Below are 15,241 nucleotides of genomic sequence, written 5' to 3' on the forward strand. Positions count from 1 at the left end.
AAACGCATGTGTTGCACAGGGGCAACGACTTCTGTCGTTTACGTAGCGTCCCGCTTGGCAAGGCTTGTGGCGCTCTGGTGGAATAGTGCCAGCTTCCGAAAAGGAGGCGGGTCTGAACCGGTGTTATTCATCGATTCCTCAGCCTCAGATCAAGTTAGACCAACCTAGGAGTTCGCTTCATGAACAAGACTCTCATCGCTCTCGCCGTCCTGGCTGGCTTTGCTGGCGCCGCCGCCGCTCAATCGTCGGTGACCCTGTCGGGCAACGTTGATGCAGGCATCCGTCGCGCCAACAGCGACACCTCCATGACTGGCGCCGGTTCGTCGCGCAACAACATCACGTTCTCGGGCGTGGAAGATCTGGGCAACGGCAACAGCGCCTTCTTCACCCTGAACCACCGCTTCAACCTGCAGAGCGGCGTGCAGAACGGCCAAAACGGCGTGGCTGCTTCGGTGACCACCGGCGCAACTGCTGACACCGCCGCATCGTTCTACCGCAATGCCTTCGTCGGCCTGAAGAACACCAAGATCGGTGACATCCGCCTGGGTCGCATGCTGATGCCCAACCAGGAAATCAACGGCAACTACGACGCCTTCGGCACCAACACCGTGGGCAGCGTCCACATTGATGGCCGTTCGCTCAACGTGGCAACCGCCTCGCTGCGCTCCAACAGCACGGTGTACGTGCGTACCGCCAACTTCGGTGGCTTCGTCGGTCACGCTGCCGTGGCAGCCCAGGACGGCGCTGGCACCCAAGTCGGCAACAAGGTCAAGCCGCAAGGTTTCGGCGCTGAATTCGCTTTCGGCCCGGCCAGCGTCGCTGCAACGTACGACCGCAACGGCAACGACCTCGACACCGTCGGCCTGTACGCCAAGTACAACGCTGGCTTCGCTGTCCTGTTCGCTCAGTACGAGAAGAACGACGACATCACCATCGCCACGACGACCAAGCCGACGGACACGCGCGTCTCCGTGAGCGCCCAAGTGCCTTACGGCGCGTTCACTTTCAAGGCCGGCTACCGCGAAATGGATATCAGCAACGTTGCTGGCAAGGCCAAGAAGGCTGGCGTTGGTCTGGAATACGCGCTGTCCAAGCGCACCATGATCTACTCCGACTTCAGCAAGGCTGGCGGTGCAGAAGTGACTTCGGCTACGGCTCGCAAGGAACAGTTCGACATCGGCGTCAGCCATAAGTTCTGATTGACGCCCAGCGTCAACAGGCTTAATGCTTGAATGCACAAGCCGCCCTCCGGGGCGGCTTTTTCGTTTCAGGCGCTGATGTGGCAGAAACTCAGGGAAAGCCTGCGTGGCAGCTTGGCAACACGCGTCACCCGGACGGATTGCGCTGGCTCAAAATAGCACGACCGTTTTATTTAACGAGGAAGACTTTCATGAAAAGACAAATCCTGGTGTGGACGCTGCTGGCCTCTGCATGCGCCGCCGCCTATGCACAAAGCCCGGAGGGCGTGCAGGTCTACGGTCTGGTCGATGCTGGGTTCAACCGCGTCACCGGCCTCAAGGGCGGCACCAACAACCAGATCGTCAGCGGCATCATGGATGGCTCGCGTCTGGGTGTGCGGGGCAATGAAAACATCGGTGGCGGCTGGCGTGCGCTGTTCACGATGGAAAGCCGGCTCGAACTCAACAACGGCACGGTCAGCAACCGCCCGGCGTCGGGCACGCAGTTGCCGGATCGCCTCAACAATGCCGTCATCCTGGGCTTGCCGTCCGCACTGCAGCCAGCGGTGTCAGGCGTGGCAGCATCGATCGGCAATTCCGTGGGCGTGAACGTACGCGGTGGATTCTGGGACCGGCAGATCTATGCGGGCCTGGTGACGCCGGTCGGCGCCATCCTGGCGGGTCGTCAGTACACGCCGGGCTATGAGGCGGTGGTCAACTTCGACACCCTCAAGGCCCAGTCCAGCCTGCAGCTGGGCCAGGTGGCGGCACTGCCGTCGGCGGTAGACATCCGCGTCGACAACGCGCTGTCGTACCGCATCCAGCAAGGCCCGATCACGGCCAGCGCAATGTGGGCGTTCGGTGGTGTCAGTGGCTCCCCTTCGGCGCGCCGTCTGTGGGGCGTGCAAGGTGTTTATCGCACCGAGGCCTTCTCGGTGGGCGGCGGCTACAACACCCGCAACAACGAGTTGGGCGAGAAGTCGCTCTCCACGCTGGTGCTGGGCGGCACGGCAGCCATCGGCCCGGGCACGGTATCCACCGCGTTTGCGAGCGTCAAGGACGATCACCCGACTGATGTCTCGACCATCAGCACCACCCTGCAGGGCCAGGGCGCAACGGCCGCCCAAGGCGCGCTGGTGCAAAACGCTTTCGTGTCCGGCTTGAAGCAGGATGCGCACCTGATGCACATCGGCTACACGCTGGTCACCGGTGCGCTGACGTCTTATGTGGCCTACAGCCGCCTGGATGACAAGACGCAGTGGAATGCGGATGTCGAGTCCTTCGGCGTGGCCTACAGCTATGCGCTGTCCAAGCGCACCGACATCAATGCGGTGGTCGCGCGCTTCCACAACAAGGGTCTGGCACAAGCCGCACCGGGCGGCGCCGGTTTCCTGGGTGGCGTGACGGCGACGGCCGGCACCAGCTCCAACAACCTCGCGCTGGGCGTGCGTCACCGGTTCTGATGGTTTGCACATCACGCCGGGCTTGTACGCGAAGCGTGCATTCCGGCACAATCTGACGTGAATCAAACCAGCCGCCGAGCCCTCGCTCGGCGGCTTTTTCATGTCACAAGCCAAGCCGTGCGCCGGGGTCGAATTGAAAGATGCAACATCAGTGGAGATGGCTCAGGGATGGGCGCGTTGGGGTCGCCTCTCCGTGATCGTCTCCATGGTCGGCATTGCTGCCGGATGCGCGCAGCTTGCGCCGGTGCCTGACGCAACTGTGCCTCGCGCGCCTGCCAGCACGGCTTCATTGCCCGCGCCCTGGCAGGCCTTCTTGCTGCCGGGCAAACGCAGCACGCGCTACACCCAGCTCATGCAGGAGGGCCGGGAGGTGGTGCATGCGCAGGCAGATTCATCGGCCAGCATGTGGCGGCGCCCCATGCGCGTGGAGCCCGTGCAGCTCGATCAAGTCCAGTTCAGCTGGAAGGTGCCGGCCCTGATGGACAAGGCCGACCTCACGCAGGGGGATACCGAGGACGCTCCGGTCCGCGTGGTGCTGGCGTTCGAGGGTGACGCCGACAAGCTCTCCATGCGCAATCGCATGATGTTCGATCTGGCCGAAACCCTGACCGGCGAGCGCCCGCCCTACGCGACGCTGATGTATGTGTGGGACAACCGCGCGCCGGTCGACAGCGTCATCACCGCCGCGCGCAGCGACCGCATCCGCAAGGTGGTGGTCGAGTCGGGCGGCCGCCGCTGCCGCAACTGGCTGAACTATCAGCGTGACGTGGTGGCCGACTTTCGCCGCGCGTTCGGGGAAGATCCCGGTGCGCTGATCGGCGTGGCCGTCATGACCGACAGCGACAACACCCAAAGCCAGACCGAGGCGTTCTACGGCCCGATCAGGCTGATGGGTAAATCCGGGCTGGCGCTGAACTGAGCGCCGGCTTGGGTGGCGGCTGGCGCGTGGCTGATCAGTCGATCAGCTTTTCGTCCGCGTAGAGTGACTCAATGCGCTCGCGCTGGCGGATCAGCGTGGCGCGGGCGCCGTCCACCATCACTTCGGCCGCGCGCGGGCGGCTGTTGTAGTTGCTGGCCATCGACATGCCATAGGCGCCGGCCGAGACGATCGCCAGCGTGTCGCCGGGCTGCACGGCCAGCGCGCGGTCACGGCCGAGCCAGTCGCCGGACTCGCACACCGGGCCGACCACGTCCATGAGTTGCGCTGGCGCGTCGCGCTCCACGCACGGCACGATGCCCATCCAGGCCTCGTACATGGCCGGGCGCATCAGGTCGTTCATGGCAGCGTCGACGATGCAGAAGTTCTTGTCCTCGCCGGGCTTGAGGTAGAGCACCTCGGTCAGCAGCACGCCGGCGTTGCCGACCAGCGAGCGGCCCGGCTCCATCAGGATCTCGCGCTGGCTGTGGCCGCGGGCGTCGATGCGCGCCAGCAGGGCGCCCACCAGCGCGTCGGCCGTGGGCGGCTGCTCGTCGGTGTAGGTGATGCCCAGGCCGCCGCCCAGGTCGAGATGGTGAATGGCGATGCCGGCGGCTTCCACCGCTTCGACCAGGTCCAGCACGCGGTCGAGCGCGTCCAGATAGGGCGAGATCTCTGTGATCTGCGAGCCGATGTGGCAATCGATGCCGTGCACCGCAATGCCGGGCAGCGTGGCGGCGTGCTGGTAGACGGCCAGCGCCCGGTCGTGCGCGATGCCGAACTTGTTGCCCTTCAGGCCGGTGGAAATGTAGGGGTGTGTCTTGGCGTCGACGTCCGGGTTGACGCGCAGGCTGATCGGTGCCCGCACGCCCAGGTCGACGGCCACCTGCGACAGCACGTCCAGCTCGGCCTCGCTCTCGACGTTGAAGCAGCGCACGCCGACCTGAAGCGCCATGCGCATCTCCGCACGCGACTTGCCCACACCCGAGAACACCACGCGCGAAGCCGGGGCGCCCGCAGCGAGCGCGCGCTGCAACTCACCCGCCGAGACGATGTCGAAACCGCAACCCGCCTGCGCAAAGGTCTGCAGCACGGCCAGACTGGAATTGGCCTTGACCGCATAGCAGATCAGGTGCGGCCGGCCCGCCAGCGCACGCTGATAAGCGCCCAGCGCATCGCGCATGGCGTTGCGTGAGTAGACGTAGAGGGGCGTGCCGTGCTGCTGCGCCAGATCTGCCAGGCGGCAGTCTTCCAGGTGCAGATCGGTGCCGCGACGGGCCAGGAAGGGTTCGCCAGGAAGTTTCATCGTGTGGGTGTGGAAGAGGGGGAGGAAGCCGGGCTGGCGGAAGCGGGGACTGATGCGGAGACCGGTGCGGCGTGGGGTGCGGTTCTGAACAGCGGCCCCTTTTGTCCGCAGCCGATCAGCAGCACGCCGGACAGGCCGGCGCACAGCAGCCAAGACCCTGGTCGGATGGGGGCCGGGGCCGGCGCTAAACTGGTTTTTGCTCTTTTGAACATCCAAGAATTTTAACGACCATGACTCAGACGATTCCCCCTGCCGTACCCACCACGCCGCTGAGTGACGCCGAGTACCACCGCCTGACCGGTCAGGCGCTGGCGGCCATCGAGACGCTGATTGACCGCTGGCTTGATGACGACGTGGTCGACATCGACGCCCAGCGCACCGGCGGCCTGCTGGAGTTGAGCTTTCCCGGCGGCAGCAAGATCATCATCAACACCCAGCCGCCGCTGCACGAGTTGTGGCTGGCCGCGCGGGCTGGCGGCTACCACTACCGCTGGAGCGAAGGGGCCTGGCGCGACACCCGCACCGGTGAGGATTTCTTCGTTGCGCTGTCGGTGCAGGCGTCGGCTCAGGCCGGCTTGACGCTGAGGTTCGAGCCACCCGCCGGTTGAGCTTGCCTCAGTTGCGGAACAGGTCGAGGATGCTCTTGCGCTCCTCGGTCGCCGGTGGCTCTACCGGCTTGTCATCCAAGCCCAGCGACGCCACGCCATTGCCGTGTGTGTTTTCCTCGAAGTACCACTCACCGCCGACGTTGACCACGCCTTCAGGCGCGCTGTATTCACTGACCGGCACGCCCTTGAGCGCGTAGCTCATGTAATCGATCCACACCGGCAACGACAGGCCTCCGCCGGTTTCGCCATTGCCGAGCTTGCGCGGCTGGTCATAACCGATCCAGACCACGGCCACCAGTTTGGGATTGAAGCCTGCAAACCACGCGTCCATCGAATCATTCGTGGTGCCGGTCTTGCCGTACAGGTCGGGCCGTTTGAGGGTTTGCTGGGCTTTGGCGGCCGTGCCGCTGCGGGTCACTTCCTGCATCAGGCTGTTCATCACGAATACATTGCGAGAATCAATCGCGCGCAGGCTTTCATCGAGCACCTGGGGCGTTGCCTGTGTGATGATCTTGCCCCGGTTGTCGGTCACGCGGCTGATGAGTTGCGGATTGACGCGATAACCGCCGTTGGCGAACACCGAATAAGCGCTCGCCATTTGCAGCGGCGTGACGGAACCCGCGCCGAGCGCCATCGTCAGATAGGCCGGGTGTTTTTCGGCTTCGAAGCCGAAACGCGTGACCCATTGCTGCGCGTAGTCTGCGCCGATGGCGTCCAGCAACCGGATCGAGACCATGTTTTTCGATTTCGCCAAACCCCGGCGCAGCGACATCGGGCCTTCGAACTGGCCGTCGTAGTTCTTGGGCTCCCAAGGCTGGCTGCCGGTGACGCCGGCATCGAAGAACAGCGCCGCGTCATTGACCACCGTGGCCGGGCCGAAACCCTTTTCCAGTGCCGCCGAATAAATGAAGGGCTTGAAGCTCGAACCCGGTTGACGCCAGGCCTGCGTGACGTGATTGAACTTGTTCTTGGTGTAATCGAAGCCGCCCACCAACGCGCGAATCTCGCCGGTCTGCGGGTCGAGCGACACAAAAGCGCCTTCCACTTCGGGCAGTTGCGCCACGGACGCGTCGTTCTTGCTGCCCTTGATGATGCGAATCACCGCGCCGGGTCGAATCTGTATCTTGGCACTCGCCTGGGCCGACAGCGCCGAGGCCACCCCGCGCAGGCCTTCGCCGCTGATGCTCAGGACTTCGCCGCTCTGCAGGATGACCACCACTTTTCTGGCACTGGCTTCGGTGACCACGGCGCTGCGCAGTTCGTCCTGGTCGGGATGCTCGTCCAGTGCTTCGGCCACACGGGTATCCAGCGCCTTGGGGTCGGCCGGCAGGTCGATATAGGCTTCCGGGCCGCGATAAGGTTTGCGACGCTCGAAATCCAGAATCGCCTTGCGCAGTGCGCGGTAGGCGGCCGCTTGATCGCCCGCTCGAACCGACAGGTAGACGTTCAATCCACGCGAATAGGTGTCTTCGCCGTACTGTGAAAAAACAAGCTGGCGGGCAGATTCTGCGACATATTCTCCGTGAGCCACTGTTTCACGGGGCGGTTGATAAACAAGGACCTGCGCCTGGGCCTGATCGCGCTGGTCGGCTGTGATATAGCCGTTCTCGAACATGCGCTCGATGATGTAGCGCTGCCGGGTTTCCGCCCGCTTGCGATTGACGATCGGGTTATAGGCCGATGGGGCTTTGGGCAGGCCGGCCAGCATGGCGGCTTCTGCGATGGTGATATCTTTGAGCGGTTTGCCGAAATAGATTTCACTGGCAGCGGCAAAACCATAAGAACGCTGCCCCAGATAAATCTGGTTCATGTAGACCTCAAGAATCTTCGGCTTGCTCAGCAAGGTTTCTATCTTGAGGGACAGCAAGATCTCGTAGATCTTGCGTGTGAGTGTTTTTTCAGTGGGCAGGTAGAAGTTGCGTGCGACCTGCATCGTGATGGTCGAGGCGCCCTGGCTGCGCGCTTCACGCAGGTTCTCCAGACCGGCACGCAGCACGCCGACGTAATCGACGCCGCCATGCTTGTAGAAACGCGCATCTTCGATCGCCAGCACGGCGTCCTGCATGATCTTAGGGATTTCCTCAATGGGCAGGTAGTTGCGGCGCTCTTCGCCGTATTCGCCCAGCAGCACACCTTCGGTGGACAGAACCCGCAGCGGCAGCTTGGGCCGGTAATCCACCAGGCTATTGATCTCGGGCAGTTTCGGATAGGCCATGGCCAACGCAATGCCCAGCAGAATCATGCCGGCGAGCACCCCGGCCGCAATCAGGCCAACCACCCACAACGCCGAGCGCACAAGTCGGGTGCCGACGTGGTGTTCTGCGTCGGCCGACGCGCGCGCGGAGGCGGTAGATTTGTAAGGGTCTGTCATGAGAAAAAGATGAGCTGCAGGCCAAAGATTATAGGAAGCGTCCCCAGCCTTGTCGCAGGGGTTGGAGCTCTTGCGACAAGGCCAGAATGTGGCGTCTGTCGAAGGCGATTTCGTCAGGCGCGCGCAACGAGCGTACAGGGTAAAAACTGGAAAAATCTTGGTGGCTCAACGACTTTGTTGATAGCATTCAAGTCAATTATTAACAGTCCGCCGTCAGTGAATGCGTCAATTTTGAATGCGGGTTTTGGGGAAGCAAGTGAGTCTTCTTGACATCCTCCTAGGGCGAAAGCATGCCGCCTTGCTCGGGCTGGACATCAGCTCTTCCAGCGTCAAGCTGGTGGAGTTGGGGCAGACCGCAGGTGGCGAGTACATCGTCGAGCGCCTGGCCAGCGAGCCCTTCGAGAAGGGCTGGATCACTGATGGCCAGATCGAGAAATTCGACGAAGTGGCTGACGCAGTACGTCGCGTCGTGGTCAAGAGCGGCACGCGCACCAAGCAGGTCGCCATGGCGATGCCGCAGTCTGCCGTGATCACCAAGAAGATCGTGCTGCCCGGCGGGCTGCGCGAGGAAGAACTCGAGCTTCAGGTCGAGGCTGAGGCCAACCAGTACATTCCGTTTTCGCTCGATGAAGTGAGCCTCGATTTCTGCGTGATCGGCCCCAGCGCCGATGCGGTGGGCGATGTCGATGTGCTGATCGCCGCTTCGCGCAAGGACCGCGTGCAGGACCGCCAGGGCCTGGCCGAGGCTGCAGGCCTCAAGCCCGTGATCCTGGACATCGAATCGAACGTGTCGCGCCTGGCGATCGGTCGTGTCATCCAGACCTTGCCCAACGAAGGACGCGATGCGCTGGTGGCGCTGTTCGAGATCGGCGCCGACACCACCAGCCTCAAGGTGCTGCGCGATGACGAGATCCTCTACGACCGCGATCAGGCATTTGGCGGGGCGCAGCTCACGCAGCTGATCTCGCGCCAGTACGGCCTGTCGTTCGAGGAGGCCGAGAACAAGAAGCTCGCTGGCGATCTGCCCGAGGACTACGAGGCCTCGCTGCTGGCGCCCTTCGTCGACAGCCTGTCGCAGGAAGTGGGCCGCGCGCTGCAGTACTTCTTCACCAGCACGCCACACCACAAGGTGCACTACGTGATGCTCTCCGGCGGCACGGCCACGCTGCCGGGCCTCAAGGATCGCGTGACCGAGCTGACCGGCTTTGCCGCCTCGGTCGTCAACCCCTTCGAGGGCATGAAGATGGGCGCAACCATCCGCGAGAACAAGCTGCGCCGCGAGGCGCCCGCCTATCTGACCGCTTGCGGGCTGGCGATGCGAAGGTTCCTGCAATGATTCTCATCAACCTTCTGCCGCACCGGGAAGAAAAGCGCCGGCGCCGCAAGCACGCCTTCTTTGCGGGCCTGGGGCTGGCGGCCCTGGTGGGCGTGGTGCTCGCTGGCGTCTGGTATCTGGTACTGATGGAGATGACGTACGCGCAGCAGTCGCGCAATCAGTTCCTGCAGTCAGAGATCAAGCGGCTGGAGAGCCAGATCAAGGACATCGCCTCGCTCAAGAGCGAGATCGAGGCCCTGAAGGCGCGCCAGAAGGTGGTCGAAGACTTCCAGATCGACCGCAACATGCCCGTGCACATGCTCAACGAACTGGCGCGCCAGACGCCCGAAGGCGTCTACCTGTCGTCGGTGCGGCAAGAGGGCCAGCAGGTGTCGGTGGCGGGCGTGGCGCAGACCAACGAACGCGTGTCGGAGTTTTTGCGCAATACTGCCTACAACTCGGCTTGGCTGGAGCGGCCTGAACTGGTCGAGATCAAGGTGGCGCCCGTCAATACGGCCACGCGCGAGCCCAAGCGCCTGTTCGAGTTCTCGATGCGCGTGACGCTCAAGCGCCCACAGGATCAGGCCGCAGCAGGGGCATCGGCTCCTGCATCCGCCACTGCTGCACCGCTGCCGCCGCGTGCGGCTTCGGCATCTTGAAGGCAACAGCCATGGCCAATTCGAGCGGTTTCAACATCGATCTGGAAAGCACCTTCGCCGATGCTGCCGACCAGTTCCGCGACCTCAACACCAGCGAGCCGGGGCAGTGGCCCATCCTGCCCAAGATTGCCGCCTGGGTGCTGGCGGGCATCGTCATGCTGGTGGTGAGCTGGTTCGGGTTGCTGGCGGGCGTCACGGATGAGCTCGATGCCGAGAGCAACCGCGAAATGGCGCTCAAGAGCGAATACCGCGTCAAGCTGACGCAGGCGATCAACCTTGACGAATTGCGCAAGCAGAAACTGCAGGTGCAGGAATACGTCACCCAACTGGAGCGCCAGCTGCCCGGCAAGGCCGAGATGGACGCGCTGCTGTCGGACATCAACCAGGCGGGCCTGGGCCGCGGCCTGCAGTTCGAGCTGTTCCGCCCCGGACAGGTGATGGTCAAGGACTACTACGCCGAGTTGCCGATCGCGCTGCGCGTCACCGGTCGATACCACGACATCGGCGCCTTCGCGGCGGACGTGGCCAACCTCTCGCGCATCGTGACGCTGCACAACCTCGTGATCACCAGCACCTCGCCCGCCACGGCTGCCCCCACCGGTCAATTGGCGATGGAGGCCACCGCGCGCACCTATCGCTATCTGGATCCGCTGGAGGTCGAACTCAGCCGCAAGACCAAGGTGCCTGCGGCCAAGAAGGCCGGAGGTGCACCATGAAGCACGCGCTTGCCATGGTGTGCTGCGCGCTCATGCTGAGTGCCTGCAGCAATCAGCATGAGGAGCTGCAGGCGTGGATGGATCAGCAGCGGCGTGAGGTCAAGCCTCAGGTGTCGCCGCTGACGCCACCGCGCAAATTCGATCCACAGCCTTACGCTGCGGCTGCATGGGTCGAGCCCTTTGCTGCACAGAAGCTGCAAGTGGCGCTCAAACAGGAGTCGCGTCAGCCCAGTTCTCTGCTGGCGGGTGAACTCAATCGGCGGCGCGAGCCGCTGGAGGCCTATCCGCTGGATGCCCTCAACATGGTGGGCAGCGTGGTGCGTTCGGGGCGTTCTTACGCGCTGATCAAGGCGGACAAGCTGCTCTATCAGATCAAGGCGGGCGACTACATCGGCCAGAACTACGGCCGTGTCACCCGCATCACGGAAACCGAGATCGCATTGCGCGAAATCGTGCAGGACACCGTGGGCGAGTGGGTCGAGCGCGTCACGACGCTCAGCCTGCAAGACCGCGCGCAGGAGAAAAGTCAATGAACTACAACGAGGGGATGACCCCCAGACTCAACGGGCGTGCACGCCTTGCGACGTTGCTCCTGGCTTGCGTACTGCCGCTCACCGGATGGGCGCAGACCGTGATCCAGGGCGTCAGCGCCAGCCAGCAGGCCGGCACCGAAACACTGCGCATCGAACTCAGTGAACCTCTCGTCAACGCGCCCCGTGGCTTCGTGCTGCAGACGCCTGCGCGCATCGCGTTGGACCTGCAGGGCGTGACCAACGGCAGCGGTCGCGGCAACCACGAACTCAACCTGGCCAACGCCCGGTCGATGGTGCTGGCGCAGGCCGGAGACCGCACGCGTCTGGTGCTCAACCTGCGCCAGGCCACGCAGTACCGTACCGAGCAGCAAGGCCGCGTGCTGCTGGTCATCCTGGAGCCTGTTCCCTTGGCGGCAGCCACTGCGGCGGGTGCCACGCCCGCCGAGGCCCCGGCGGTGCATTTCGCCGACAGCCAGAACCGCCAGCCCGAGCGCATCCGCGACATCGACTTCCGTCGTGGCCGCGATGGCGCCGGTCGCGTCGTGGTCGATCTGCCCAGCACGCAAGTGGGGGTCGACATCCGCCAGCAAGGCCAGAACCTGGTGCTGGAATTTCCGCGCGCCACCGTGGCTGACACGCTGCGCCGCCGTCTGGACGTGACCGATTTCGGCACGCCCGTGCAAGCTTTCACCACCACACAGGCGGGCGACCGCGTGCGCATGGTGGTCGAGCCACGCGGCAACTGGGAGCACAGCGCCTACCAGACCGACACCCAGTTCGTCCTCGAAGTGCGGCCGCAGAAGGTTGATCCGCAAAAGCTCACGCAAGGCCCGGGCTTCAACGGCGACAAGCTCTCGCTCAACTTCCAGAACATCGAAGTGCGCGCGCTCCTGCAAGTGATCGCTGACTTCACCAACTTCAACATCGTCACCAGCGATACCGTCGGTGGCAGCGTCACGCTGCGCCTGAAGGACGTGCCCTGGGATCAGGCGCTCGACATCATCCTGCAGGCCAAGAACCTGGGTGTGAAGAAGTCCGGCAACGTGCTTCTGATCGCGCCCAAGGAAGAGTTGGCTGCCAAGGAAAAGCAGGAACTGGAGTCGCGCAAGCAGATTGCCGAACTGGAGCCGCTGCGCACCCAGAGCTTCCAGCTCAACTACACCAAGTCCGAGGAAGTGGCCAAGAGCCTGACCGGCCAGCAGACCGGTGCCACGTCCACGGGCGCCAACCCCACGCGCATTCTGTCGCCGCGCGGCAGTGTGATCTTCGAGTCGCGCACCAACCAGATCTTCGTCTCGGACATTCCGACCAAGCTCGAAGAGGTGGCGCAACTCATCGCCAAGATCGACATCGCCGTGCGCCAGGTGATGATCGAAGCCCGCATCGTCGAGGCCGAGGACACCTTCGGCCGCACGCTCGGCATCAAGCTGGGTGCGACCGATCTGCGCGGCGTCAACGGCGGCGTACCGGGCTACTCGCTGGGCGGCGGCACGCGTGCGGCAGTGGGCGGCAATTACTCGTCCATTGGCGACACCACGCTGCAGTCGGCCACGGGTTCGCTGTACTCCAACTCCCAGTTCGTCAACCTGCCGGGCAACACCAGTGGTAGCGCTTTCGGCGGATCGTCGGCGGCCACGTTCGCGCTGTCGCTGTTCGGTGCGGCGTCCAACCGTTTCCTGAACCTCGAACTCTCCGCGCTCGAATCCGAAGGCAAGGGCAAGCTGGTCTCCAGCCCACGCGTGGTCACGGCCGATCAGGTCAAGGCCTTGATCGAGCAGGGTACCGAACTGCCCTACCAGACCGGTGGCAACGTCAACACCGCGCCGTCGATCGCGTTCCGCCGTGCCACGCTCAAGCTCGAAGTCACGCCCCAGATCACGCCTGAAGGCAACATCATCATGGACGTTGATGTCAACAAGGACAGCGTCGGCCAGCAGACCCTGGCGGGTTTCGCCATCAACACCAAGCACGTCAAGACCCAGGTGCTGGTGGAGAACGGCGGCACGGTGGTGATCGGCGGCATCTTCGAGACAGTCGAAAACGAGTCCGTCAACAAGGTGCCCGTGCTGGGTGACATTCCCTACCTGGGCGCGCTCTTCCGCAACAAGACCCGCACGTCCAACAAGACTGAATTGCTGGTGTTTCTGACGCCGAAGGTCATTACGGATCGGAATGCGGCGCGTTGAGCGCCCATCCGCTTCCATACATCCAAGGGATGAAAGATGAAGATGTCGGTGAATTGGTGGGTCGCTGCGGCGCTGGCGCTGGGTTTGGCGGGTTGCGGTGGTGGCGGCTCCGATGCGGGCTGCAGCGTCTTCGGCTGTGCAAGCACGGGTGATGGCGCAGCATCGTCATCGTCTGGCACGGGCACGGTGGCTACTTCCTCGGCGGGTACGGTCGTGCTGTCGCTGTCGAGTTCAACCATCAGCGCCTCGACGCCGGGCACGGTCACGGCCTTGGCCAAGAACGCTGATGGAACGCCCGCGGTCGATACCCTGGTGACGTTCGCCGTCACCAACTCCAGCGCATCCGTTTCCCCCGCACGGGTCAAGACAGATGCGCAAGGCAACGCCTCCACCACGCTGACGCCCACATCCGGTGCCATCGGCGCCGATTACGTGACGGCATCTGCTGAAGTGGGCAGCAGCGCCACAGCCTTGAGCACGCGTGCTGTCTTCACGGTGTCGTCGGTCACGACTCAGCTGACGGCGATCACCCCCAGTCCTGCCAGCATTTCCGCGTATGGCGCCTCGGTGATCACGGCAACTGTTACGGGTGCCTCCTCGTCGTCACCTGTGACGGTGACCTTCTCTTCGACGTGCGCAGGTGCTGCAACACCGCAGGCCGTTCTTTCGCCCACGACGGTCACGGTCACTGGCACCACCGCCAGTACGACCTATCAAGACAAGGGCTGCGGCTCGACGGACCGCATCAGTGCCTCCATCAACGGCACCAGTGCGGTTCAGCGCACGGACTTGGTGGTGGCCGCTCCGGTGGCGCAGTCGCTGGAGTTTGTCTCAGCCAGTCCCGCGACCATTTGCCTGGCGGGCAGTGGGTGCCCGGTGTCGTCGTTGGTGAGCTTCCGGGTCCGGAACCAGAATGGCGATCCGGTGTCGGGCATTCAGGTCAATTTCGCGCTCGATTTCCCCAATGTCGCGTCGCTCCAGCAGACATCGGTTCCGACCAACCAGAGCGGCGTTGCTGAAGTCTCCGTGACTGCCAAATCTGTTCCGTCACCGCTGCGTGTGCGTGCATCCGTGGACTTGGCCGGTGGCGGGACGCTTTCGACGGTCTCCAACGTTCTGGCGATCAATTCCGGCCTGCCGACCAGCCGCGCCGTGAGTTTCGCGGCGGACAAGTACAACGTCGATGGTCTTGAGATCGACGGCACGGTCAGCAACATCCGCGTGCAACTCAATGACCGGTTCGGCAATGCCGTTCCCGACGGCACGGCGGTGAGCTTCGTGGCCGAGGGTGCCAGTGTCATTCCCGCGCGCTGCGTGACGACTGAGGGCGTCTGCAGCGTGAAATTCGTATCGAGCAACTTCAGGCCTGATAACGGGCGGGTCACTGTCGTGGCTTATGCGCAAGGTGAGGAGTCGTTCGACGACACCGACGGCAACAACGTCTACACGTCCGGAGAAGCCATCGATCAAATCGGCAAGGTATTCATCGACAAGAACGAGAACGGCAGTCTGGACGGCGCTTTAGGCGAGTACATCGTCGGGGACGATCCGAACGGCCTCTGGGATGGCAACGCTTATGTGCGCGCCTCACGGGTATTCACCTTGTCCAGCAGTGCAGCTGTGCCGCGATTGTTCAATGTCGGGGGGGGCGCATGGTCGGCCGCTACGTTCCAGCCCACCACGGCCAACTGCCGTGTGCAACAGATCTTGTTCTTGCGTGACTCCAACACGGTCGCTGACGCCTTGGGTGGCAATCCGGTGCCTGCAGGTGCAGTGTTGTCGCTATCGACCAAGGCGAATGGCGCATCGGTCAGCATTGATGGCACGCCGGTCAGCAGTTTGACCACGGCACCAACACGTCATGTCGTGACCGTTGAACTCAGCGATTGCGGCACGCCATTGGTGTCTGGCGGTGCGCTGGATCTGACGATTCAGATGCCCAATTCGGGTCCGAAATACATCATCCCCATCGGTACGGTCCAATAGCGGC

Annotated in this window: 12 protein-coding genes; 10 read left to right on the top strand and 2 right to left on the bottom strand. The window is 63.5% G+C overall.

Features of this window, described 5'->3' with window-relative positions; all coding sequences use genetic code 11:
• Window positions 1-179 precede the first annotated feature (179 nt).
• The 3 genes from AC5IG3_RS03900 (at window position 180) to AC5IG3_RS03910 (ending at window position 3,560) form a co-directional block, all read left to right on the top strand.
• Complete coding sequence (locus AC5IG3_RS03900) at window positions 180-1,199, top strand: porin (protein ID WP_491904965.1); 1,020 nt, start codon at window positions 180-182, stop codon at window positions 1,197-1,199.
• A gap of 191 nt (window positions 1,200-1,390) precedes the next feature.
• Window positions 1,391-2,641, top strand: coding sequence for a porin (locus AC5IG3_RS03905; protein WP_491904966.1), 1,251 nt, complete (start codon window positions 1,391-1,393; stop codon window positions 2,639-2,641).
• 289 nt (window positions 2,642-2,930) lie between these two features.
• Window positions 2,931-3,560, top strand: a complete 630-nt coding sequence (locus tag AC5IG3_RS03910) for a DUF3047 domain-containing protein (protein WP_491904967.1) — start codon at window positions 2,931-2,933, stop codon at window positions 3,558-3,560.
• Window positions 3,561-3,594: 34 nt separating this feature from the next.
• Here the strand turns inward: AC5IG3_RS03910 and lysA are convergent, their stop codons facing one another.
• Window positions 3,595-4,863: a diaminopimelate decarboxylase gene (gene lysA, locus AC5IG3_RS03915; RefSeq protein WP_491904968.1), complete on the bottom strand. Its 1,269-nt coding sequence runs from the start codon at window positions 4,861-4,863 to the stop codon at window positions 3,595-3,597.
• 269 nt (window positions 4,864-5,132) lie between these two features.
• On the opposite strand from lysA, the gene cyaY reads away from it, so the two are divergent.
• Window positions 5,133-5,471 (top strand): iron donor protein CyaY, encoded by a 339-nt coding sequence (gene cyaY / locus AC5IG3_RS03920; RefSeq protein WP_491905041.1) that lies wholly within the window; start codon window positions 5,133-5,135, stop codon window positions 5,469-5,471.
• Window positions 5,472-5,478: 7 nt separating this feature from the next.
• Here the strand turns inward: cyaY and AC5IG3_RS03925 are convergent, their stop codons facing one another.
• Window positions 5,479-7,842 carry a penicillin-binding protein 1A gene (locus AC5IG3_RS03925; RefSeq protein ID WP_491904969.1) on the bottom strand — a complete coding sequence of 788 codons (2,364 nt, stop codon included), beginning with the start codon at window positions 7,840-7,842 and terminating at the stop codon, window positions 5,479-5,481.
• A gap of 235 nt (window positions 7,843-8,077) precedes the next feature.
• On the opposite strand from AC5IG3_RS03925, the gene AC5IG3_RS03930 reads away from it, so the two are divergent.
• Genes AC5IG3_RS03930 through AC5IG3_RS03955 form a run of 6 tightly spaced genes read left to right on the top strand, consistent with a single transcriptional unit; the run spans window position 8,078 to window position 15,237 of the window.
• On the top strand, window positions 8,078-9,178 hold the full coding sequence (locus tag AC5IG3_RS03930) for a pilus assembly protein PilM (RefSeq protein ID WP_491904970.1): 1,101 nt from the start codon (window positions 8,078-8,080) through the stop codon (window positions 9,176-9,178).
• On the top strand, window positions 9,175-9,816 hold the full coding sequence (locus AC5IG3_RS03935; protein ID WP_491904971.1) for a PilN domain-containing protein: 642 nt from the start codon (window positions 9,175-9,177) through the stop codon (window positions 9,814-9,816). The genes AC5IG3_RS03930 and AC5IG3_RS03935 overlap by 4 nt, the downstream gene beginning before the upstream one ends.
• Before the next feature lie 11 nt (window positions 9,817-9,827).
• Window positions 9,828-10,532 carry a type IV pilus inner membrane component PilO gene (locus AC5IG3_RS03940; protein ID WP_491904972.1) on the top strand — a complete coding sequence of 235 codons (705 nt, stop codon included), beginning with the start codon at window positions 9,828-9,830 and terminating at the stop codon, window positions 10,530-10,532.
• Window positions 10,529-11,065 carry a pilus assembly protein PilP gene (locus AC5IG3_RS03945; protein WP_491904973.1) on the top strand — a complete coding sequence of 179 codons (537 nt, stop codon included), beginning with the start codon at window positions 10,529-10,531 and terminating at the stop codon, window positions 11,063-11,065. Before AC5IG3_RS03940 ends, AC5IG3_RS03945 begins: the two co-directional genes overlap by 4 nt.
• 14 nt (window positions 11,066-11,079) lie before the next feature.
• Window positions 11,080-13,251: a type IV pilus secretin PilQ gene (locus AC5IG3_RS03950; RefSeq protein ID WP_491905042.1), complete on the top strand. Its 2,172-nt coding sequence runs from the start codon at window positions 11,080-11,082 to the stop codon at window positions 13,249-13,251.
• Window positions 13,252-13,287: 36 nt separating this feature from the next.
• Entirely contained in the window at window positions 13,288-15,237 is a 1,950-nt protein-coding gene (locus AC5IG3_RS03955; RefSeq protein ID WP_491904974.1) for an Ig-like domain-containing protein, read from the top strand.
• The last annotated feature ends 4 nt before the right edge of the window (window positions 15,238-15,241 follow it).

This window comes from Leptothrix sp. (in: b-proteobacteria) (genome assembly GCF_965250675.1).
Classification (GTDB): domain Bacteria; phylum Pseudomonadota; class Gammaproteobacteria; order Burkholderiales; family Burkholderiaceae_C; genus Sphaerotilus.